The organism is Fibrisoma limi BUZ 3, assembly GCF_000296815.2.
In the GTDB taxonomy this organism is placed as follows: Bacteria; Bacteroidota; Bacteroidia; order Cytophagales; family Spirosomataceae; genus Fibrisoma; species Fibrisoma limi.
Window position 1 is genome coordinate 566,963 of record NZ_CAIT01000009.1, and the last position, 21,813, is coordinate 588,775.

At 47.9% G+C, this 21,813-nt stretch carries 20 protein-coding genes and 1 tRNA gene; 7 read left to right on the forward strand and 14 right to left on the reverse strand.

From position 1 onward, the window contains the following. The first annotated feature begins 138 nt into the window (after positions 1-138). From tsaD to BN8_RS21920, 4 genes are all read left to right on the forward strand, one after another. On the forward strand, positions 139-1,137 hold the full coding sequence (tsaD, locus tag BN8_RS21905; RefSeq protein WP_009284132.1) for a tRNA (adenosine(37)-N6)-threonylcarbamoyltransferase complex transferase subunit TsaD: 999 nt from the start codon (positions 139-141) through the stop codon (positions 1,135-1,137). Positions 1,138-1,167: 30 nt separating this feature from the next. Further along, positions 1,168-2,028 (forward strand): MOSC domain-containing protein, encoded by an 861-nt coding sequence (locus BN8_RS21910; RefSeq protein ID WP_009284133.1) that lies wholly within the window; start codon positions 1,168-1,170, stop codon positions 2,026-2,028. Positions 2,029-2,094: 66 nt separating this feature from the next. Next, positions 2,095-2,967: a hypothetical protein gene (locus tag BN8_RS21915; RefSeq protein ID WP_009284134.1), complete on the forward strand. Its 873-nt coding sequence runs from the start codon at positions 2,095-2,097 to the stop codon at positions 2,965-2,967. Positions 2,968-3,046: 79 nt separating this feature from the next. Continuing rightward, positions 3,047-3,436, forward strand: a complete 390-nt coding sequence (locus BN8_RS21920; RefSeq protein ID WP_040006434.1) for a VOC family protein — start codon at positions 3,047-3,049, stop codon at positions 3,434-3,436. 110 nt (positions 3,437-3,546) lie between these two features. Here the strand turns inward: BN8_RS21920 and BN8_RS21925 are convergent, their stop codons facing one another. After that, positions 3,547-4,491, reverse strand: a complete 945-nt coding sequence (locus BN8_RS21925) for an alpha/beta fold hydrolase (RefSeq protein ID WP_009284136.1) — start codon at positions 4,489-4,491, stop codon at positions 3,547-3,549. A gap of 128 nt (positions 4,492-4,619) precedes the next feature. Between BN8_RS21925 and BN8_RS21930 the strand changes: the two genes are divergently transcribed. Further along, complete coding sequence (locus BN8_RS21930) at positions 4,620-4,817, forward strand: hypothetical protein (RefSeq protein WP_009284137.1); 198 nt, start codon at positions 4,620-4,622, stop codon at positions 4,815-4,817. Positions 4,818-4,860: 43 nt separating this feature from the next. Here BN8_RS21930 and BN8_RS21935 read toward each other — a convergent pair whose 3' ends face one another. Next, a complete protein-coding gene (locus BN8_RS21935; protein ID WP_009284138.1) occupies positions 4,861-5,406 on the reverse strand; it encodes a PAS domain-containing protein in 546 nt (181 codons plus the stop codon). Positions 5,407-5,658: 252 nt separating this feature from the next. Here BN8_RS21935 and BN8_RS21940 point away from each other — a divergent pair. After that, a tRNA-Asp gene (locus tag BN8_RS21940) sits at positions 5,659-5,732 on the forward strand. Between the two features lie 101 nt (positions 5,733-5,833). Here the strand turns inward: BN8_RS21940 and BN8_RS21945 are convergent. From BN8_RS21945 to BN8_RS22000, 12 genes are all read right to left on the reverse strand, one after another. Next, positions 5,834-6,433: a hypothetical protein gene (locus BN8_RS21945; RefSeq protein ID WP_040006435.1), complete on the reverse strand. Its 600-nt coding sequence runs from the start codon at positions 6,431-6,433 to the stop codon at positions 5,834-5,836. A gap of 77 nt (positions 6,434-6,510) precedes the next feature. Then, a complete protein-coding gene (locus BN8_RS21950; protein WP_009284139.1) occupies positions 6,511-9,558 on the reverse strand; it encodes a type I restriction endonuclease subunit R in 3,048 nt (1,015 codons plus the stop codon). Between the two features lies 1 nt (position 9,559). Beyond that, positions 9,560-10,279 (reverse strand): retron system putative HNH endonuclease, encoded by a 720-nt coding sequence (locus BN8_RS21955; protein WP_009284140.1) that lies wholly within the window; start codon positions 10,277-10,279, stop codon positions 9,560-9,562. Next, positions 10,276-11,538, reverse strand: a complete 1,263-nt coding sequence (locus tag BN8_RS21960) for an AAA family ATPase (RefSeq protein ID WP_009284141.1) — start codon at positions 11,536-11,538, stop codon at positions 10,276-10,278. Before BN8_RS21960 ends, BN8_RS21955 begins: the two co-directional genes overlap by 4 nt. Then, entirely contained in the window at positions 11,528-12,718 is a 1,191-nt protein-coding gene (locus BN8_RS31985) for a restriction endonuclease subunit S (RefSeq protein ID WP_009284142.1), read from the reverse strand. Before BN8_RS31985 ends, BN8_RS21960 begins: the two co-directional genes overlap by 11 nt. Beyond that, entirely contained in the window at positions 12,715-14,712 is a 1,998-nt protein-coding gene (locus tag BN8_RS21970) for a type I restriction-modification system subunit M (protein ID WP_009284143.1), read from the reverse strand. Before BN8_RS21970 ends, BN8_RS31985 begins: the two co-directional genes overlap by 4 nt. Before the next feature lie 170 nt (positions 14,713-14,882). Continuing rightward, on the reverse strand, positions 14,883-15,158 hold the full coding sequence (locus BN8_RS21975; RefSeq protein ID WP_009284144.1) for a DUF5681 domain-containing protein: 276 nt from the start codon (positions 15,156-15,158) through the stop codon (positions 14,883-14,885). A gap of 17 nt (positions 15,159-15,175) precedes the next feature. Further along, positions 15,176-16,453, reverse strand: a complete 1,278-nt coding sequence (locus BN8_RS21980; RefSeq protein ID WP_040006436.1) for a DUF6371 domain-containing protein — start codon at positions 16,451-16,453, stop codon at positions 15,176-15,178. A 57-nt stretch (positions 16,454-16,510) separates the two neighbouring features. Continuing rightward, positions 16,511-17,992, reverse strand: a complete 1,482-nt coding sequence (locus tag BN8_RS21985) for a DUF3987 domain-containing protein (RefSeq protein ID WP_229368265.1) — start codon at positions 17,990-17,992, stop codon at positions 16,511-16,513. Between the two features lie 110 nt (positions 17,993-18,102). After that, positions 18,103-18,405, reverse strand: a complete 303-nt coding sequence (locus BN8_RS21990) for a helix-turn-helix domain-containing protein (protein WP_009284148.1) — start codon at positions 18,403-18,405, stop codon at positions 18,103-18,105. Between the two features lie 88 nt (positions 18,406-18,493). Next, complete coding sequence (locus BN8_RS21995; RefSeq protein WP_040006437.1) at positions 18,494-19,096, reverse strand: hypothetical protein; 603 nt, start codon at positions 19,094-19,096, stop codon at positions 18,494-18,496. Between the two features lie 2 nt (positions 19,097-19,098). Further along, on the reverse strand, positions 19,099-20,094 hold the full coding sequence (locus BN8_RS22000) for a site-specific integrase (protein ID WP_229368267.1): 996 nt from the start codon (positions 20,092-20,094) through the stop codon (positions 19,099-19,101). A gap of 802 nt (positions 20,095-20,896) precedes the next feature. Between BN8_RS22000 and BN8_RS22005 the strand changes: the two genes are divergently transcribed. Then, entirely contained in the window at positions 20,897-21,799 is a 903-nt protein-coding gene (locus BN8_RS22005; RefSeq protein ID WP_009284150.1) for a helix-turn-helix domain-containing protein, read from the forward strand. Positions 21,800-21,813: the final 14 nt, after the last annotated feature.

Sequence of the window (21,813 nt, forward strand, 5' to 3'; positions counted from 1 at the left end):
TAGTATGGGGTTTGTAAGGGTTAGACAACGGAGCCGGGCACTTGGTTTACTCAGGTGGGAACCAATGTCGGCTCTACGCCATTTTGTAAGCATTCCCCACCTGTAACGTAATTTTACCAAATTAATGCCTAATTGCGCATGAACATTTTAGCGATTGAATCATCCTGCGACGAAACATCGGCCGCTGTTTTATCAAACGGCCAATTGCTGTCCAATGTTATTGCCGCGCAGTTGATTCACGAACAATACGGGGGAGTTGTACCGGAACTGGCCTCCCGCGCTCACCAACAGCATATTCTGCCGGTTGTGGAGCGAGCATTAACAGATGCAAATATACCGAAAAACGCGTTATCGGCGGTGGCTTTCACCCGGGGGCCCGGCCTGCTGGGATCGCTGCTTGTCGGCGCTTCGTTTGCCAAAGCGCTTGCCCTGGGACTGAATATTCCGCTGATCGAAGTAAACCACATGCAGGCCCACGTACTGGCCCATTTTATAGAAAACCCCGCTCCGGCGTTCCCGTTTCTGTGCCTGACCGTGAGCGGAGGGCATACGCAGATTGTACTGGTACGTAGCCCACTCGATATGGAAGTTATCGGCCAGACGCAGGACGACGCCGTTGGGGAAGCCTTCGACAAGTCGGCCAAGCTGCTGAATCTCCCCTATCCCGGCGGCCCACTCATCGACCGCTACGCAAAAGACGGGAATTCCTTGGCGTATCGGTTTCCGCTGGGCGAAATGCCCGGTCTCGACTATTCGTTCAGTGGTATCAAAACGGCCATTCTGTATTTCCTGCGAGATCGAACATCAACCAATCCAGCCTTCATTTCGGAAAACATAGCTGATATTTGTGCCAGCATTCAGCACACGCTGGTTCAGATGCTGCTCATTAAACTTAAGCGGGCGAGCCGCGAAACGGGTATCAAGGAAATTGCCATTGCCGGGGGCGTATCGGCCAACAGCGGCCTGCGAACGGCCCTGACTCAACTCGGTACCGAACTGGGCTGGAACGTGTACATTCCGCGTTTCGAATACTGTACCGACAATGCGGCCATGATTGCCAAAGCGGCTCAATTTAAGTTTGAGCAAGGGGATTTCACCTCACAGGAGGTCAGCCCATTACCACGAATGGCTATGTGAGCCAACCCGTATCAGCCACTGACAGAACGCATGTTGACTATTCAGAACCTATACCTCTATCCCATCAAATCGCTCGGCGCGGTTTCGGTCACCGAAGCCATTGTTGACGAAAAAGGCTTCCGGTATGACCGGCGCTACATGCTCGTCGATCCTGCGGGTCAGTTTATTACCCAACGGAGCAACCACCACATGGCTCTGATCGACGTAACACTAGCCGACGACACCATACGGGTCTGGCACCGCGCCCGACCCGACAACGTACTGGAACTGCCAGTAACGCCCCGGCAACCGACCGGAACGATGCTGGTCAACATCTGGGGTAGCCACGGGGTGCAGGCTGTTACGGTCAGCGACGCAGCCGACCGCTGGTTTTCGGAAGCCCTCGATCTGCCCTGCCGACTGGTGTATATGCCGGAAACAACCCGACGCGCAATTGACACCGACTACGCCCACAACGGCGAAGCGGTCAGTTTTGCGGATGGCTATCCGTACCTGTTCATTGGCCAGGCTTCCCTCAATTACCTGAATCAGCAACTGGATGAGCCACTGTCGATGGCGCGGTTCAGGCCGAGCATCGTCGTAGCGGGTAGTACAGCCAATGAGGAAGATGCCTGGGCGCACATTCGCATCGGCGACGTGGATTTTTACGGCGTAAAACCCTGCGCCCGCTGCGTACTGACCACCATCGACCCGGCAACCGGCGAGAAAGGCAAAGAACCCCTGAAAACTCTGGCAACTTACCGGCAGTGGAAACATAAAATTCTGTTCGGCCAGAACGTACTGGTTCGGCCGGACACCACCGGTGTTGTACGGGTTGGGCAATCGATTGATGTCATTAGTCGCCGGGAGCCGTGGCTGTCCCCGCCCGAATCCATTCCTACTGTTTCGTAGATCTTTGAACATTTCGACCTTTACCCTTGTCCTGCTCAAAGAGCCCGGGTTCCCCGCGGCTATCAGATGTTCGTTAAGGTGCCAATTTCTGCTGCTTTGCTTACTCCGCTACGTAACGCCTATTACCTGAGCTTCCCGGTTGTGCTGGGGGCCGTATTGTCGAACCGGATGGCCGCCCGGTTGTCTGACGTAGTGCCGGTTCACTGGGCCACGCCCATTGTGCTGGCGTTGGTGGTCTGGATGATTTACACGATCGATCGGCTCCTCGACGTACAGAAGGTAACGCCTGCTTCGTCCAGCAGTCGGCTGACACCGCGCCACGCTTTTCACCGGCAACACGCCACCGACCTATGGCGCGGTGTGCTGGCAGCCGCTTTGCTGGCATTGATCCTGTGCTTCTTCCTGCCGGGCAGTGTCATTCGGTTTGGGCTCGCTCTGGGGGCTGTCTGTGCAGGGTACGTTTTTATGGTTTTCCGACTCCCGAACCGACATTCAGCCCTCCTGCTGAAAGAACCATTGGTTGCCGTTCTGTTTTCGGCCGGCGTTTGGGGGAGCGTCTGGGTACAGCGCCCAACAGTAAGCGGTGTCGAGATCACCCAAGCCCTTATGTTCACGGTTATTGCCTTTCAGAACCTGATTCTGTTTTCAGTAATGGAACAGTGGGAGCGGCCCGAACAGCCCCAGTTTTCGCTGGCAACGGCCTGGGGCCTGGAGCGCTCCATTACTCTGCTGGGTTGGCTAACGCTCGGCGTTGTATCGACCGGACTGACGCTTTGCTTCATCACCAGCGATCGATTTGCGCAGCGGGCTTCGCTGATGCTGGCCATAATGAGTCTGGTACTGTACGTTATTCAGCGGTTTCCGGCTTATTTTTTGCGCAACGAACGGTATCGCTGGCTCGGAGACGGAGTGTTCTGGCTTCCTGCGCTGGTACTATAAGCTGCAATGCGGTAATGAACTGCTGATTTCGGCCAATGAAGACTCAGCAAGTATCAGAATAGCCCGCCATCTTTGCCCCATGCGAATCGAACACATTGCCGTATGGGTCCGTGACCTGGACACCATGCGAACGTTTTACGAAACATATTTCGGTGCCCAATCCGGCGAAAGATACGTAAACCCCACCAGGCAATTTAGTTCTTATTTCCTGTCTTTTGATGATGGATGTCGGCTGGAATTGATGACTATGCCGGGCATTAACGACCGACTTTCCGACCCACTGATCCAATCCATGGGTCTGACTCATTTTGCCGTATCGGTTGGCAGCGAAAGCGCTGTTGATAAACTGACTGCCCGGCTTCAGGTCGATGGTTATGTTATTGTCGGTCAACCCCGCCGGACCGGCGACGGCTACTACGAAAGCGTGGTACTCGACCCCGAAAACAACCGGATTGAAATTACCAGTTGAAGCACTACGGTCTTTTAGAAAAAAACCGGAGACACCATCTGGGACGCTTGTATACGCTACCCATGAGTGCCTCCGGCGCTGTCTGTTCGTGATGCGTCGCGGCCGACCGCTCAGGGCTGTACGGCCAGTGAGTTGGTCTTAACCTGTTCTTTTACGTCGCGTCGAGTCAGGATGTCGAGCAGAATCTCGGTCATATATTCCCGCTTGTAGAGCACAATGTCATGCCGGTTTTCAGGCAACAGAAACTGTTTAACTTTTGCGTTGACCAGATGTTCCTGCGCAAACGTTACGTTCGTAGGATACACCAGTTCATCACGCTGCCCGTGCAGCATGGTGATACCCGCCTTGATTTTTGGCCAGTCGGGCAAAATTGCCTCCAGTGCCCGTCGGTGTGATAGCTTTTCGTCATTAGCCAGCCGCAACAGGGGTGGAATCAGCCAGCGCAGGGGTGGCTTATCAAGGTAATAACTGATTGGGTATGTATACTCCAGCCCCGGTCCCAGCGCCGACGATACGAAAACGACATGATCGACCAGGTTGGGATTATTCATTGCCAGCCGAGCCGATACCGAGCCGCCGTACGACGAACCTACCAGCATCAGATAAGGTGCATTACGGTAGCGCTCAATTAGAGGCTGCAAAAATTTGGCCTGCCGGATGATCGAAGTTTCCACCCAGCCGAAATCGGAATAGCCATAGCCGGGCCGATCAACCGCAACCAGCCGGGCCCGATTCAGCAGGGTCGTATCCTTGAAAAATTTATTGAAAAACGACAGGGAGCTTGGCGCACCGTGAACAAAAATGACCACCGGCAACGAATCATCAGCCGGCGTTTCAATGAATCGGATAGTACGCCAGGCCGCATCTGGATCATTGGCCCGGGTTGGTACCCGATACCGGTGAATAGTTGGCCGGATTCGCTGTCCTTGAAACTCCTCCGTTAATTCTTCATCAGTCTGCCGGAAATTAACCAGCCAGGACGCTCCCACCCCGCCGACCAGCAGCAACAATAAAACCAGTAACGCCCAGCGAAGGGCACGCTTAAACGATCTCATAACACAATCTTCTGCTCATATAACTACAAATCATCGGCCAAAGGTTTTACCGATCGACTGGAAACGAGCGTATACAGTAAACATTTTACGGAAGGGGGCGTTTCGAGGAAAACAAGTATTGAAACGCTATGAAAGAGAAAGCAGACAGTCCGGCGCAGGTGAGCGAGATTGATGTGAGGCAGCCAAACCGCCAGGATCCGGGTAACACGAGCATTGATTCGTTTGCAACCCGCGATGAAACCAAAGAAGCACTTCAGGCAAATGATGCCGAAAAAATGACGCCCGATGAGGCTAATGAGCTAAGCTCAGATGAAGGCAATGAGTAGAAAACGGTTGAGTAGATGAGCACAGCAATATCACTGTATTGGTCTACTCAGCCTTTACTTCACATTCTACGGCCAGAAAGTGCGTTAACTCGCCCTCCCCGTTGTAAAGCGGATCGATGGCCACCCGGCAAATGTACGATTCGCCGTCTTTCCGGTAATTAAGCAGGTCAGCCTTGACCGATTCTTCCCGCTGCAACGACTCCCGAACACGCCGTAAGGTCCGTGCATCTGTATCAGGTCCCTGTAAAATGCTGGGAGTCTGACCAAGCACTTCACCCGGGATATAGCCCGTCATACTCAGAAAGTTATTACTCGTCCAGAGAATCGTTTTGGCAGGATCGGTCAGCACCAGTGTAAACCCAAGGCGCATGCTTTTCAAATACCCGTTTCGCTGCCGACGACTCATCTGCCAGTCAAAAATATCGCCCAGTTTCCGGAACAGGTCAGCCTCTTTGCGTTTTGCCCGTTCCTGCGCCTGGCTCAACAGAAATACTTCGTACGAAGCAACGGGATACGACCGGCTCCCTTCCTGTCGCGACCGACTGTACACCCGGTTGATTAATTCGACATATGATTCTGACGTGGTCATGATACCCTTCGTTAAGTTGCTATTCTCTTAGAAAGTAAGAACAAGTATTGGACAAAAACAAATCCATTTCCGGCTAAATAGGCTGTTTCCTATTATGAAATTATAAATTTTTTAAGAAGCATAAGCGTATGACAGTCAGGCGAAAAACGTATAGTGTCGCGAAAGTCAGAAAGTTTTTTTCAGAAAAAAGTTGCGCAGCATAACCATTCCGCCTACTTTTGTGCCACGATTTCGGAAACGCAGTCGCACAGTGGTCCGGTAGTTCAGTTGGTTAGAATACCTGCCTGTCACGCAGGGGGTCGCGGGTTCGAGTCCCGTCCGGACCGCAAACGAAGCCACAGAAAAGCCTGTATATCAATGATATACAGGCTTTATTTTTGGTTGTTGTTGACGGATTTGTTGACGGTTTACTTGCCTTTCCTTTGAATTACCTGTACAAGTAATCTTCTAAACTTCTTGGTTCACGGACCTTTGCCTGTTCTTCAGCTTTTTCCCACTTCATTACTTTCTTAGCCTTTGGGGTTGGCTTTCCTCGATAGTGGGTCTTGGCGTAAGGTTTAAGAAGTTCGTTGTATGCCCTTTCAGCTTTAAATGTTGGGCCAAACGTCTTGTCATACCAACGGTATTGCTTAGAATACGTCTGGCTTTCGTACAACGTCCCTTTAAGCGTTTTACGGGACGCAAAGTATTTTCCAGCCTGGTACAAGGTTCGACAGCGTTCGCCCGTTAGTGGGCAAATAAAGTACCATACATGCCCCTTCCTTAAGTTGCTTGGCAGTTGCACTAACTGAACTCTGTAGTTCATCTGCTCTTGGCGGTTGTATGTGTAATCAAACTCAACATACCCGCTTGTTTTGAATAAGCTAACAAGGACGCTTATCTCGCCGGTTGTTTCACCTCGTCGGGTCCATTTGATTGTGCTTGAAGCCTGGTGCTGAGGAACCATCAAGCCAAGCCGTTTCAGGTCAGCTAGAGTCAGCTTCTTTAAGTCGTCGTAATTGTTACGAAGTGTTGGCAGTCGTCCCATAACGCTGTAGTGAAACCTAAATAATTAGAGAAAACCCGGTACTAATCTTGGTTGCTGGCCTTATACAATACTTAGATCTAAAATTCAATACTTTTCTGCCTAGGAGTTTTCGCGGTAAGCTTTCGATAAGCCTCCGAAGCAAGCCCTGCCGTAACTGCCTTCTGAAATGCGTTATCGTTCATAAAACGGGCAAAAATGTCTTCATTCTGATCAATTCGTTCAATGAAGAGCTGTTGGAGCACATTTTTAAAAACCAACTCAAATTTTTCTTCCGGGTTGGTTTCAGCAGCGGTAATGATGTTTTCGTCCAAAACAGCGATTTCCACAATTTGATCAAAGAAATATTGATCAGCCTGATTAAAATCTGTGCCGAATCGTTCGTTGATCTTATCAACCAGCCGTGAAAGCGGAACAGCCTCTTCATGAACCATTCCGGTGCCTACTTCCGTGGGGCCGTCGAGTGGAGAGGGGTAGCTATTCTTAAGGTTGATTGAGCCTTCACTAATTTTCTCCAGTCGATAGTATTCAAGACGTACGGAATCATCAAAGTTATAAGTTGGGGCGCTGTTACGGCGCGGTAGCTTAGGCGACAGATGGCGCAGAAAGATGAATAGCTTTTCGAGGTCGGAATCCTGATACGGTATAATTTGGCTCAGGAAGTTGTACAGATTCCGAAACGCCTGAACTTTGCCCCGCCATAACTCTGCCTCGTCTGGATTGTCCTTTAGTAATTCGGTAAACCGGGTAACAGCCGGGTCTAAGGCGGCATTCATGGCCTGATGATCGGCGGGGCTTTGCTTTTGCTTAGGTTTGAAGTAGATGAAGCTAAACTCCTCAACTTCTTCGGGTTCGTAAATACCCGCAATATTCAATTCCGTTTGAATGCGATAAAGCTGTGCCGGGTCGGCTCCATCGCCCATCACCGCTCCCTGATAATACGCGCCGAATGCCTCCTTGATTTCCTCCCGGTCATTAACAAAATCCAGCACGAACGTATCGTTTTTGAGGGGATGCATCCGGTTCAGGCGCGACAAGGTTTGCACAGCCTGAATACCTGCCAACCGCTTATCGACATACATGGTGTGTAACAAGGGCTGATCAAAACCGGTCTGGTATTTTTCGGCTACGAGCAATACGTGATAGTCAGGGGTAGCGAACGTCTCGGGCAGTTCTTTTTCTTTAACGCCTTTGTTCATACCCTCTTCGGTGTAGGTCACGCCCGGCACTTTGTCATCGTTGACCACCCCCGAGAAGGCCACCAGCGATTTGATGGAATAGCCTTTTGCCCGAATGTACTGATCGAAGCTTTGTTTATACCGAACGGCTTCCAGCCGCGAACCCGTAACGACCATTGCTTTGGCGTGGCCACCAATCTTATGGCGAGTAGCAGCCTGAAAATGCTCCACCATAATTTCGGTTTTCTGAGCAATATTGTGCGGATGCAACCGCAGAAAACGCGCTAAGGCGCGGGCGGCATTTTTGCGCTCAACCTGCGGGTCGTCTTCGGCGGCTTTCACCAGTTTGTAGTATGTAGCGTAGGTGGTATAGTTTTTCAGCACATCGAGAATAAAGCCTTCTTCGATAGCCTGCCGCATGGTGTATTTGTGAAACGATGTCTTGTCTCGTCCGAAAATGGATAGTGTCGGGTGCTTGGGCGTGGCCGTAAAGGCAAAGAAACTGACATTGGGCTGTCGGCCGCGTTTGGCCATATTTCGGTAAAGCTCTTCCAGCGAGTCTGCTCCTTCTTCGGTGGCAATTTCTTTGGCCCGGTTGTAAAGGTCTTCTCCACCCAAAACGCGCTTTAGTTCCGTGGCCGTATCTCCACCCTGCGAACTGTGCGCTTCGTCGATAATAACGGCGCAACGGCGGGTAGGCAGGTCGCCGGTTGACGTCTCTCCGCGCTTTTCGGCCAGCTTTTTGAGTTGGTCTGACACGAACGGGAATTTTTGCAAGGTGGTGATAATGATCGGCACGGCGTTTTCCAAGGCCTCGGCCAATTGGCGCGAGCTTTCGTCAATCTTCTCAACTACGCCCCGCTTGTGCTCAAACTGGTAGATGTTGTCCTGCAACTGTTTGTCGAGCACTACCCGGTCGGTGATGACAATGACCGAATCGAACACCTTGTTGTTGGCCTGATCGTGCAACGACGCCAGCCGGTGTGCCAGCCAAGAAATGGTATTGCTCTTGCCGCTCCCGGCCGAATGTTCGATGAGGTAGTTATGCCCCGGTCCTTCAATTTCCGCGGCCCGCACCAGCGACCGGACAGCCTGTAGCTGATGGTAGCGGGGAAAGATCAACGATTCTTTCTTGATCTTCCGCCCTTCGTCGTTCAGTTTCTCGTCTACCTGTAGGTGAATGAAACGAGCTAGCAAATCTAAAAAGCTGTCGCGCTGCAATACTTCTTCCCAAAGGTAGCCAGTACGGTAGCTACGACCTTTGGGGGCTTCGGGGTTACCAGCATCACCGTTAACGCCTTTATTGAAGGGCAAAAAATGTGTAGCATTACCGGCGAGCCGGGTGGTCATGTACACCAGTTCGGTATCGGCGGCAAAGTGGACGAGCGCTCGGCGTTTAAACTCAAAAATAGGGTCACGCGGGTCGCGGTCCTGTTTGTATTGGGTAATGGCGTCCGTTACGGTCTGTTGGGTAAGCGGGTTCTTCAACTCCACGGTAGCCACCGGAATGCCGTTCAGGCTGATGGTGAGGTCGAGCGAATGGCCGGAGCGAGCCGAATACCGAAGCTGCCGAGTGAGGCCGAGGCAGTTGGCCGCGTAGTTGGCGTCCAGCTCAGGGTTCATGGTGTGGGCGGCTTTGAAGAAGGCTATATGCACCAGCCGCCCGTAGCACTTGAAGCCGTGCCGCAGCGTAGCCAGCGAGCCGTAATCGTCCATCCACTTGCAAAGGTCACGCAGAAGTTGCTCCCCCGTGCGGTCGCCCAACAGGGATTCCAGCTTGCTCCAGGTAATGGGCTGGGTTTGCCGGATAAAGGCCAGCGCGGTTTCGGGGAAAATAGCCCGCTCTTTGTCGAAGCACTGCCGGTCAACAGATTGATAGCCGTGTTGGAGCAAATGGCTCTCGATGACGGTTTCAAAGGCAGCTTCAGAGGTGCGGGCTACATGTGCCATCTTACTTCTTTTTTTGTTGGGCTTGAATGTGTTTCTTCTTTTTGGCGGCTTTCTTTTGTTGACGGGTGTATTCCATCAATGCATGTTTAATAGCCACACAATACTCACGAAACTGCCCGCTTTTGTTACGTTCACAAACTGCCCGAATAGCTTGATCTACTTTTTTGGGTGACAAAGGACTATCGCCGGCTGGACCGAAAATAAACTCTTTGATAGCCCGTTCTCGGTCTTCAATAAGGCTATTATGGTCAAGTTTAAGAACCTCAATAGTTTTTTTTGCCTGATGGTCACCCTTAAAAGGTGCTACTTCTCCTTTCAAGTTGAAGATGAATTTTGGCTCACAATTTTTATGCAGTGGCGATACAAAATCTCTACCATCATCTTCCCACCAATCGCCTTTTTCCTGAGCACCATATCGAAATGGATTTGTCATTCCTTCCTTCGGGAAACAAGCAACCAAGTTATTATAATCCAAATCTGACCCTCTCAATTCAGCACGACAGAGCGTTTCAGGCTTGATATGCTCAATATGCGATGAACTGACAGCAATTCGTCGCATGGTGTATGCGCACAAGCCTCCTTGCTCTTTTATCAGGGTTTCGTGCAAACTGGCTTTTTCGGGGTTCTGTAAACAGCGATAATCTTCGTTATTCAATCCCTCGTTGGCTTTGCACCAGTCAAGATAATTGCGGGGGGCGCCCTGCTTGGTTATGTACTTCATTCTTCATCAAACATTTCAAGACGGGCAATACGAGCTTCTAGCATCGCCCACTCAGGAAGGTCAAAACCTTTATCTTGTCTAAAATTAACCATTGCCTCGCGGGCAATTTCATAGTCGCCCTCGGTTATTAAGTCTTCAACTTGCCTGATGGCTTCAGCAGCCCCCTCGGGTCGTTCATCTGTCTCCATTAGGTTCCGTAGTATCCAGTTAGTATCCATACCTAATGTTCGGTCTGGCCGGATTATCTCGTTATCTTTAATTAACTGAACCTGTTCTGGTTCAACCGCCGGAATAATCTGTGGAGAATGAGTTGTAGCAATAAATTGACAGTTAGGGAATGTGCGGGTTAAATTCTCAACTATAGACCGTTGCCACTTAGGGTGAAGATGTAAATCCAGCTCATCAATGAGAACTACAGCCTCACCCTCTTTCACGGGGTCTTCCAAATCAGGATTGGCTTGAGAGAGACGACGAGCTAAATCAAGTACCAGAGCTAAGACACCCCGCTGTCCATCCGACAACTTTGGAATACGAAGAGACGCTCCATCTTTTGTAATTCTAAAGAATGGAGTTCTATCATTACCTGCTACCTGTAGCTCGCCAAACTCTGGCAAAAACTGCTTTACAACGGATCGGATAACCTCAATGTGCTTCAAAGCTTTCGGCGATTCTTGCCCTAGTGCTTCTTGTGCTTTGAACCACTCAGCTATGGGCTGTAACCTTGACTCTCTTTTTTCAGCTAATGCCCTGTCATATGCGGCTGCTCGACCACTGAGTACGCTACGGCCTGCAATTGTTAGCTCCCTTTCAAAAATTACAGCACGACGGGTTGAAAAGTAAATAGCTAATGGTATCTTTTTATCTGCACTAAAGTTAGCCTCCTTTAAAGAGGGATATAGATCATCCTTGTATTGAACAACGGAAATGCGGTTCTTTAAATCACTTTCATTGGATTTATTAACGTATCGTGGTGACCTTTGAAAGGAATAGCTAAACTGCCTCCCATAAATTTCCAATTCACAAAATAACAGTGTTGCCTTAAAACCTAAATTAATGTCGTCAGGAGTAAGAGTTACCCGTTGATTTGGCATATTTTCAATTTCAGATAAAACCTTCGACAGGCAGACACGCAGAGCGTCCAACACTGTGGTTTTACCCATACCATTTATCCCAACCAGCAAGTTCATACCAGGTTGAAAAGTAAATTCAGCCCTTTTAATACACCTAAGCCCAGCGATTTGTAGTTTCTTAATCCACATAGTCTTTCACTATTCCTATTTGCCCCGTCACCGCTGCTGTTATCAACGCTGACCGACGCTCTTTTAACAGGTCAATGCTATCTTGCGTTGCCATTTGTAGTTTGTCCAACTTACTTAAATCACGCGAAATATAATCAGCAATATTCGTTTGCTCTTTAATTGGCGGAACCGGAAGAGATAGGTTCTTGATAACTTCAACGGATAAGCCTGGTTGAGCCGCAGATATGGAATACTGATTTAAATTCATGATCCTCAGTAATTCGCCAAGCCAAGTAACATTATCATTTCCTAACATTCTGCATACAACTGCATGTTCAGAAGCCCAAAAGTCTCCATAAGCGTAATTTATGTTCCCACACAAAGCTCCCTGTCTTCCTATAAGTACAAACTGACCGGAGTGAGTCTTTTCAGATGTATATCCCCGTAAACCATTACCACCGTATACAGGATACATTCCCTCTTCTGCAATAGATTCTGCGGTAATAAACTCCCCACTTTTTAAGTCGGCCACATATTTTAGTTTTTTCACCTCCCAATGTTCCGGCACTTCCCCCAACCAATCCACGCCCGACGGTTTCAGCTTTACAACCGGGTTAAGTCCCTGCGTAACAGCTTGTGTAATCAATGCCTGTCGCTTTTCGGCTAACACAACCAACAGATTTTTTTTCGCCTGAATCAGGCTGTCGATGTGGGCGGTTTCACGGTCGAGGTAGTTGGCTATTGCTCGCTGATATTCAAGAGTAGGATAATATATATATTGGCTACCAATTGAGTCCCAATCTGCACGTGGCATTTTAGAGCCGAAAGTCATAGCGTCAACAGCTTTGATAAAATCTTCTGATAAGAAAACATATTTGAGGTAAGTTGGCTCAAAATTTACGGGTTTCATCACTAACAATTCCGTTGTACACCGACCTTCAAAATTAGCAACCCAAGTTTTAGCTAAATAAGGACGTAATTTCCCAAAAAGTACATCATTAGGTTTGAACACATTGCAGAGTGACTCACCAATTAGGGTGTTTTCGCCTTGTTCCTCCACTTCTGCTATCAGCCTACCTGTACCCGATTCAATGTGCTCAAGGCCAATATATGGCCGGACGTCTTTATCTCCTTCAGCTCGTTCTCCCCGAAGCTGAACCGCATATTTTAACCTAATCTTCGACGCAGTTCCCTGTATCATCTAACTACCTCCTTCAACAGTTTTAAAATCTGCTCTTCTGCTTTCTTCAGCTTGTCATCAATCACGCTCAATTCCTTTGGCGGCTCGTACTTAAAAAAATACCGGTTGAAATTAATTTCGTATCCTACCTTGTCCTTCGTGCGGTCCATCCAGGCATCCGGTACGTGTGGGTACACCTCCCGCGCAAAGTACCCGTCGATGTCCTGTTTTAGAGGAATGTTCTCAAAGTCTCGCAGGTCGGCATCCGGCTCAAACTCGTTTTTACCTTTCCGCACTGCTTCGGCGGCCGGGTCTTTGGTCGTAAACACATCACGGAAAAGCTTCCATTCTGTAGCTTTCCATTTGGAGCCGCGGTTTTTTAGTAACCTGCGGATGCTTTCTTCTACGGCGTTCCAATCAAATTGAGGTTCGCGGCCCAGCTTTTTATCAATTTCCTGAATGTCGTCCAACAACCAAGGGCAGGCATCCAGGAAGCGGGCTTTGTCGTCGTAAGTCATTTGGTAACGTAACCGAAGCGGACGCTCTACCGTCACGCGGGTATAGCCAAAGTCTTCTTTGTCGAAAATTTTCGAAACTGTACTTGTTTGAAAACGCTCGTATTCTCGTACAATGCTACCAATCTGATCGGGCTCTCCTTCGTTTTTATCTCCAATTTTTCGGCGTTTGTTGCCCAGACTCCGACGCATAGGCACGTAAGTTTCACGGGCATCGAATAACTGTATTTTACCTTGGCGCCAAGGCTTTTTACGGTTAGTTACAATCCAGATGTATGTACCAATACCCGTATTATAAAACATCTGTTCGGGCAAGGCGACCACCGCTTCGAGCCAGTCGTTTTCAATAATCCACTTCCGGATGTTGCTCTCACCCGAACCGGCCCCGCCCGTAAACAAGGGCGAGCCGCTGAAGACCACCGCTAACCGGGAGCCATAGCGTTGGTTGGCTTCGTCTACCGGCTCAAACTTGCTAATCATGTGTTGCAGGAATAGCAAGGCTCCATCGTTTACGCGGGGTAGCCCGGCCCCAAAGCGCCCGGCGAAGCCAAGTTTCTCATGTTCGCGAATAATTTCTTTCTGCTGCTTTTTCCAGTCAACACCAAAGGGTGGGTTGGCAATGAGGTAATCGAATGTAGCATTGGGAAACTGATCCCCATCCTTAAGGTCATTACTTAAGCTATCGCCATACTTGATATTTTCACCCATACCATTATGGCTTACTTCCTTAATAAGCATGTCGGAAGCCGCTGTGGCAAATGCCCTCTTGTTGTAGTCCTGCCCATAGGCGTAAAGTTTGGCCTGTGGGTGATGATCCTTAATGTATCGCTGCGCTTCGGCCAACATCCCGCCCGTGCCGCAAGTGGGGTCCAGCATCCGCCGAACGGTACCCGGTTTGGTCAGAAGTGCATCATCGTGCATGAACAACAGATCAATCATTAGCCGGATGACCTCGCGGGGCGTAAAGTGATCTCCGGCGGTTTCGTTGGCTAATTCGTTGAACCGGCGAATGAGGTTTTCAAACAGCAAGCCCATTTCGATGTTTGATACGTGGCCGGGATGCAAATCCACAATGCTAAACCGCGTAACGACGAGATAGAGTATATTGGCCTCATCCATTTTTTCAATTTCCTTCTCAAACTCGAAGTATTCGAAAATCCGCCGGACATTGGCTGAGAACCCGTTGATATAGCTGACTAAGTCTTTTGCAATCGAATTTGGGGCTCCTCGCAGTTTCTCAAAGTTCAGGGGCGAGTGATTATGAAATTGCTGACCGGATATTTTGTTGAGCATGGCGTCAAGGGCTTCGCCATCAAACCGCTCATGGTAAGTTTCGTATTTGGCCAGTACAGATTCTTTAGTCGATTGAAGTACGCAGTCAAAACGTCGCAGGACCGTCATGGGTAGCATAACCCGTTCGTACTGCGGTGGACGGTAAGGACCGCGTAAAAGGTCGGCGATTTGCCAGATAAAATTACTATGCTCTTGGTGGTTGGCCATTCTATGTACTTCCTTGGGAAGTTAAATGAGAAAAAGTGTTTTAGGTATGCAATATCTTCTTTTTTGCTTTAGCAGCGAATGATGCCCTGTCAGGTAAATAGGTAACACAACAGCTTAGTGGCTGGCAACCAAATACTAATTTATCACCACAAGCATTATTTACTTATACACTACTTCAGTTTGCCATACGCTGAATCCATGATGACCCGATAAGCCATCGTGTCGCCTTGTATAGCTTTTGCCATAATCGCTAGTGTGATTAGCTCTTCTACGCTTAGCTCTGTCAATTCGCCTGTTACTGGGTTGTCGGCTTTTGTTATTAGGTTCAAACAACGCCGTATCAATTTGGCTTTGCCTTTACTGCCTTTTGGTCGGCCGTTCGGGTTTCCGCTTTGCCCTTTCTGAAACCGGGTTTCTATTCCATCTTTAAAAATATCGTCTCGCATACCCTGTTAATAGCCTGTTATTGAACTTCTAGACGGAACGGTTCGCCGGTTTTAGGGTTGACCAAATCAAGTGTTCTAATGAGTTTTTGTAGAACCGGGTTGCGTTGATTCATTCGTTGTAACGTCCGTTCGGTCATGCTTAGCGGCAAAGTCAGAACGCTTGGACAGTCATCAACTTCTATTAGTTGTTCATTTTGTGTATCGGTCGTTGCCGGTGCTTTTGATGCAGTCGGTTCGTCGTTTGACTCAACAGAAATCGTAAAAGGTTGATAATCCCAAAACAGCGGGTATCCGGCATCTGTCAACGCCCAACCTGCTACCGGGTCGCGGTTACGTATCAGATAGTCGGCTAAATCGTAGCCTTTCTTTCGGTCATACTCAGTAGCTCGTTTTTCCAATACGTCCGAAACAGCAAGCCGTTTGCCAATGACAGGCCGTAGCTCCTCAGCTTTCTGGCTCCATTTTTCAAAGCCGTTCAGGTCTGGAAACAGCGTAACAGGGCGTCCGGATAAGGGTAATAGCTTCTCGGTTGTTAAATTGCTTAGACTACCACAAGCTAACCAGATATATTCAGGTAAATAGACGGTTGCCAGAATAGCCGTCTTTTCACTTTCTACGATAGCAATTGGCCGGTTAGTCGGTTGGTCTTTCAGTTGATGTAAGCCAAATAAACATTGGCTTAACTCGAAGTCTGTTAAACGCCCCTGCTTTTTAAGAACGCTATGTACCCAATCTATGTGATTGAAAGGTTGCTTAATACGTTTCAGTGTCAGTGGATCGTACAACATAATTTTACCCGTTCGGATACGGCCGTAGTGGTCAATCTGCCAAAAGACCGTTGCCCCTGGCCAATGCTTTGACGTGCCGATATAAAACCGGCTAATCAGATCGTTCGTGATTTCATCATTGAACAGGCCATACAAGCCGTTGACAAATTCGTTTTGGTCGTAATGATTCAAGCTCTGTTTGAATAGCTCAAAAGGCAGGTACGACGGCGGCAGGCGATCCGGTTGAGGAACTGACTGAACTTTTGCTTTTAGCGTTGAGTACGTTGCCCGGTCTTGTTGGCTCATATCATCACTCTTCCAAATTTTGTTATCCTCAAAGTATTGGCGGGGGGTATAGTGGTAGCCGCAATTTGATTCCCGATTGCAGCGGCCAACGTGATCCGGTAACAGTTCGCCCGTTTCCGTATCTACATATCGGCTCAACTGCCTGGGTTGCTCACAGGCTGGGCAAGTGTGGCGGCTGGCTGGTCCTTTGTAGGGTTGCAGGGTGTAACGGTGCTGATTCATTTTTTTGCAGAATTAACCCCGTTTCCATTTGGAAACTGGAAACGGGGAAACCCATTTTCACGCTTTTAGCCATTTCCAGATTGTACCTTTCTTTTTGGCATCGCCTAACACCTCAGCCGCAATTTCAGCGTAGTTCTTGCCCTGGCTAAACAGTTGCCGGGCTTTGGCTAATTGATCTGCTTTGACGGCGTATTTATTGCCCGTGTTCCCTTCTTTGGGCTTTGGTAGCCGGTAGAATACCCGTAGCGCATGACGTTTCAACGTTTCAACAATTCGTAAGGCATTATCAAAGTCCAGATCATTGCAGGTTAGTACGGCCGTTATTTCGCCCGTCTCAAAGGCTCTGAGCGTTGTAAGAATCGTTGCTACGCGAAACGCAATCAAGCCTAACCGATTTACTGAACCGTCTAAATCTTCACTGACGTATTCTCGAATTTCATCTTTCCATTGCTGGAACAACTGAACAAATTGGCGTTGTTGGTCAGTCGTTAGTTGGATGGTCAACGGCTCAGCCAGTCCCGACAAGTGATCGTAGATTTCGGCAAACTGCTCACCTAATCCGTTGAAGAAAGCCGGATATTCACTTTTTCGGGAATCGAATACGTCCTTGAATTTTGGGTTAGGGGTCAATTCGTAGAAAAGGAACCGGCTGAACAGTCCGTTTTGAACGGTCGGTATTAGGCTTAGTAGCTGATCGAACGTACTGCTAAGGACAACCGATAGTTGAGGGTTTTCAATTTCACAGTACTCTTTACTGGTTCGGCGGTAGTAGGTGATCGGTTCGTGATGAAATGCTTTACGTAACCCGTCACTGTAGTTCCCGTAGTCCTGCTTTACGGTTTCGGCCAACGTATCGCCCTCAGTTTCAAAAATGATACCCCGTCCTTCATTATTGTTGAGCATTTCAAACGCCCCTGTTCGGCTGTTGTTGGCTGGAATGAACAGGACGGTTAATGGCGGTTCGGTTGGCTCAATAGGTTCCTCAACATTGCCGGTCTTATCCTGCTGATAGCGTTTCAGGTCTTTACGATACCGGGTTAGATCGGCTTTGTAATGAGTCAAAGCCTGCTGATATTTTTCCTTCTTACGTCGATGTACAACAGCCCCCAACCAATACGAAAGATTCAGTGAACCTTTACCAGAACCGTAACGGGCTAAGATGTAGCAGTACAGATTAGAACTATAAAACCGGGTATCGTAGAAACCTCGAACGTTGGGCAGCAAACCACTGACAACGCCCAACGAACCCACCAAGAAAACTTCTTTCTCAATTCGATCAGTAAGGATTGAACAGCCATTTTTTAGTAAGTCGGGTAAGTTGTTGTAAATATCCTGGGTGAAGTATTCGGTTTCAGATGTTTCCGTTTCCATTTGGAAACCATTGGCACTTTCAGTTGAATCTGGCTCAGTAGAACCGGGTTCGGCATCCCGTCGCAGATCATCAATTGGTATAGATGTTTCTGGTTGGTTGGCCTGCCAAACATCAAAGTCGAAGTTGGGTCGCTGGGCGGTTGGGCCAATATCGGGTGTACGTTTCAATCTCGTATATTTGTCCCGTGAAGCATCGTTTGTCATAGCCTTGCTTTACTGTTTGAGGTTAGAAATAGGGCTTGTGGGGACAAGCCCGTTTCTATTTTGGTCCTGTTAGATTAGCCCCGTTGATACTTCACAGAATTGATTTCCTTTAAAGCAGCGTCAACGTCTTCAGGACGATACAGCACACGACGACCAACCCGACAACCGCGAATGATTCCGCGTCGGGTATAGTCATCAAGCGTAGGCAGACTAATTTTTAATTTTTTGGCCGTTATTTTACGGGTGTAGTAGTTCTCAATATTAATTAATGAGAACGGGGGAACAGGCGGTCGTTCCTTGAAGAACTGCTCAAGCTCTTGCCGGAACAGTTGCCGGACTTCCGGAATTGATAGTTGGGTGAAAACAACGTTTTCCATTGGCTCAACGGTTTATTGGCGTTTCGTTGAGCCAAATATTTGCTGACAGTAAAGTGTTGTAGTAACTACAAGAAACTACTACAGATTTTTACAATTCATCTAAATCATTATCTATCAATGTAATAGCGCCCTTTAATTTCAGCCGTTCAAACCAACCCCTAACAAACTTCAAATCTTGTTCTCTAAGATTACCAGCCTTCGTAGTAAGTGGGTCGCAGACTAAATCATATATATTTTTTTCATTCTTTCCATTCATAAAATGGATAAAACGGGCAATTTCGGTCTTATCCACATCTTTTAAATTCAACAACTTGAACAAGTAATGCATTGCCAACACTTGCCGGGCGGTTGTGTGATCTTGTGGATGATTGGGTGTATCTGGTTGAGTTTGCTCAGTAAATGTGTATACCTTTCGCTCGTTTATCCGTCTTTCGAGAGCATTGATTACCTTTTCTCCGTCCATCAGTTGCCTACAATGTTCAGGATTTTGGCATCTTTTTTTGTGATCCTCCAACACTTGAACTACTCCTTCAAGGACAAGTTCATAGAAGCGTACGGCTTGATCATCAGTTAGCTCCAAGATAGTATCATCCAACTTGTTAAAATCATCCTTGCTAACCATACCTTGACCCAATTCGTGGGCAAAATATTTAGCATCCTCAATGTAAGCTCGTGGTAATTCATTACTCATATTTAAGCAGCCGTTAAGACATTGTTTATCTGAGATTGTTTATTCCAATGCGTTTTAAGCATTTTAGCGTGTTGCTTAGAATCTACTTTGATGTAGCTCAAAAAGGCTTTTTCTGTCCGGTGGCCAGTAATAGCCCGAATAGTTATCGTAGGAACACCCTGTAGATAAAGATTTGTGGCAAAGCTACGCCGTTGGGTATGGGTACTTACTAACTGCCATTTCTCAAAGACTTCTGCAATGCGCTCTTTACCTCGTTTGCGATTCACGATAACAGGGCCGTCAATCTCAGCCAGCTTTGCAACTTCTTTTAAGTACTCGTTCGCTTTCTGATTGCTTAAAACCCTGGGTAAACGGCCGTCGTACTTTTCAATGATTGATTCAACCGTTGGATGAAGAGGTATGTACACATCATCGTACATCTTCTGGGTACGTATCTTGATATACGCCGTTCCTTCTTCTCGAACAAAATGTTCGGGTCGTAATTCGGCTAAGTCTGAATAACGAAGGCCAACCCAGCAACCTACAACAAACATATCCCGCACCCTTTCAAGCCGGGCGTTTCGGGATAGGTCCAGATTGTACAGCCGGTTAATCTCTTCTTCAGTAAGGTAAATACTGTCTGTATCGTCAACCAGTGTTTTAAACCCTTTCTTCTTGTAGGCTAAGTTTTGATGCAGTTCTTTTTCAGCGGCATCGTTCATCAATGACTTAACTGTCTTAATGTACTTACCCACCGTGTTATTGAAAAAGCCGCAATCTTTTATTAGGTAGTCCGTGAACTGATAGTAGAAATCGAGATTGATCGTATCAAAATCAATATGCTGTTTACGGGCCTTGGCGTAGTTGCGTAGGTGGCTGAGTGTCGTTCGTTTGACTTGTAACGTAGAAGGCTTTTGCAGCGTAGCGTTTTCGTCAATGTACCGTTCGATGAAGTCAAAGAACGTCAGCTTGCCTACTTGCTGTTTTGGAAAGAGAAAGGAAAGAAAGCGTTCCCGCACCTGGTCAACGGTTGGCCGTTGGATACCTTCGTTAATCAAGCTACTGTAAGCATCCTCAGCAGCCTGGCTTATCTGCTCTAACCGATTGTTGAAATCGGTGTAGCCTGGAAAGTATTTTGTTTCCCTTGCCCGTTGGGTTTTCGGATTCCAGTAAAGCGGGTGAATTTTCTTTTCAGTTGGGTAGACCAACCGTTGATTGTTGAAACGAAAAATGAGGTGAACTTTCGTTTCTTCGTCCGCGTCGGGGTCACGCAAGACAAACGAAGTGCTTGCCATTATGTATATATTATTTGTTTGAGGTATTACAAATATAAATAATTCTGTTGACGGATTTGTTGACGGGTTTTCTTTATTTAGATTATTTTTTCTTTGTTTTACTTAGTTCCATTTTAGATATAACTTATTGACTTTCAGACAAAATAAGCATGTTAAAGTAGCATGAAATAATATAAGCGTTGGTCCCGTCCGGACCGCCACTAAAAATCAAAAGGTTACGATATAAAACATCGTAACCTTTTTTTGTTGGTGTACATTTTAGCGTACAAAAGGCGCCTGTAAGCTCTACGTACGCCTTTACTTCCTGTCTTGTACGCTTGATGACCGGCCCTCTTCACTTCAGGGTATTTGCATCGCTTTTGGTCGCTCTTACAGCGTGTAAACGTAGCGCAGACTCAACCCGTGCGATATCAGAATACTGGGTAATCCCGACGGTGCTAAGCCGCATTCATTTAGCAATACCTACCAATAGTACACGTACTAAATGTCTATGCAGGCTTTTGATTGAATTGGGTAATTTTGCTTTATGAAAAAGCTTGAAAGTCTTGACGAGTTTTACCAGCATAATTTTCATCCGATGTCCCAAACACACCAACCGTCCATGGGTCAGGTCAATGTGTTTCGAATGGAAGATGCAATGGCACCGAATGCTAAGCCTATTCCTTATAGCCGACGAGATTTTTACAAGATTACCCTCATTCGTGGTCGAAATGTTTATCACTACGCCGACAAAAGTATCCAGATTGATGGGCCTACGCTTTTGTTCTTCAACCCTCAAGTACCCTATACGTGGCAGCCGCTCTCGGAAAATACAACTGGTTTTTTCTGTATTTTCCGGGAAGCATTCTTCAATGGTCGCTTTAACGCCGGTTTGACAGAGCTGCCTCCGTTCCGACCCGGCAACAAATCGGCCTACCCCCTGAATGACAGTCAGGACGCTGAAGTCAGTACACTATACGAGAAAATTATTGCTGAGATTAATTCAGACTATGCCCTTAAGTATGATCTGGTTCGCAACTACGTTTCCGAATTAATTCATTACGCCCTTAAGCTACAGCCTTCCGAAACACTTCATCAACAATCCAGTGCCCGCTTTCGGTTAACCGCCGTGTTTATCGAACTGCTGGAACGACAGTTTCCGATCGAGTCACCGGATCGGCGGTTTGCCCTACGCTCAGCGAGTGATTTTGCCGAGCAGCTTTCGGTCCATATCAACCATCTCAACCGTTGCGTGCGCGACACAACGGGCAAAACGACCACTGATCATATCGCTGACCGGCTGGCCAGCGAAGCTAAAGCCCTACTTCAGCACACGGATTGGAGCATTGCTCAGATCGGCTACAGTCTGGGGTTCGATGAACCTGCCCACTTTACCTATTTCTTTAAGAAGCGAACCGGCCTATCTCCCTCGGCTTTCCGATCGGTTTGAATTTGGTAAGTATT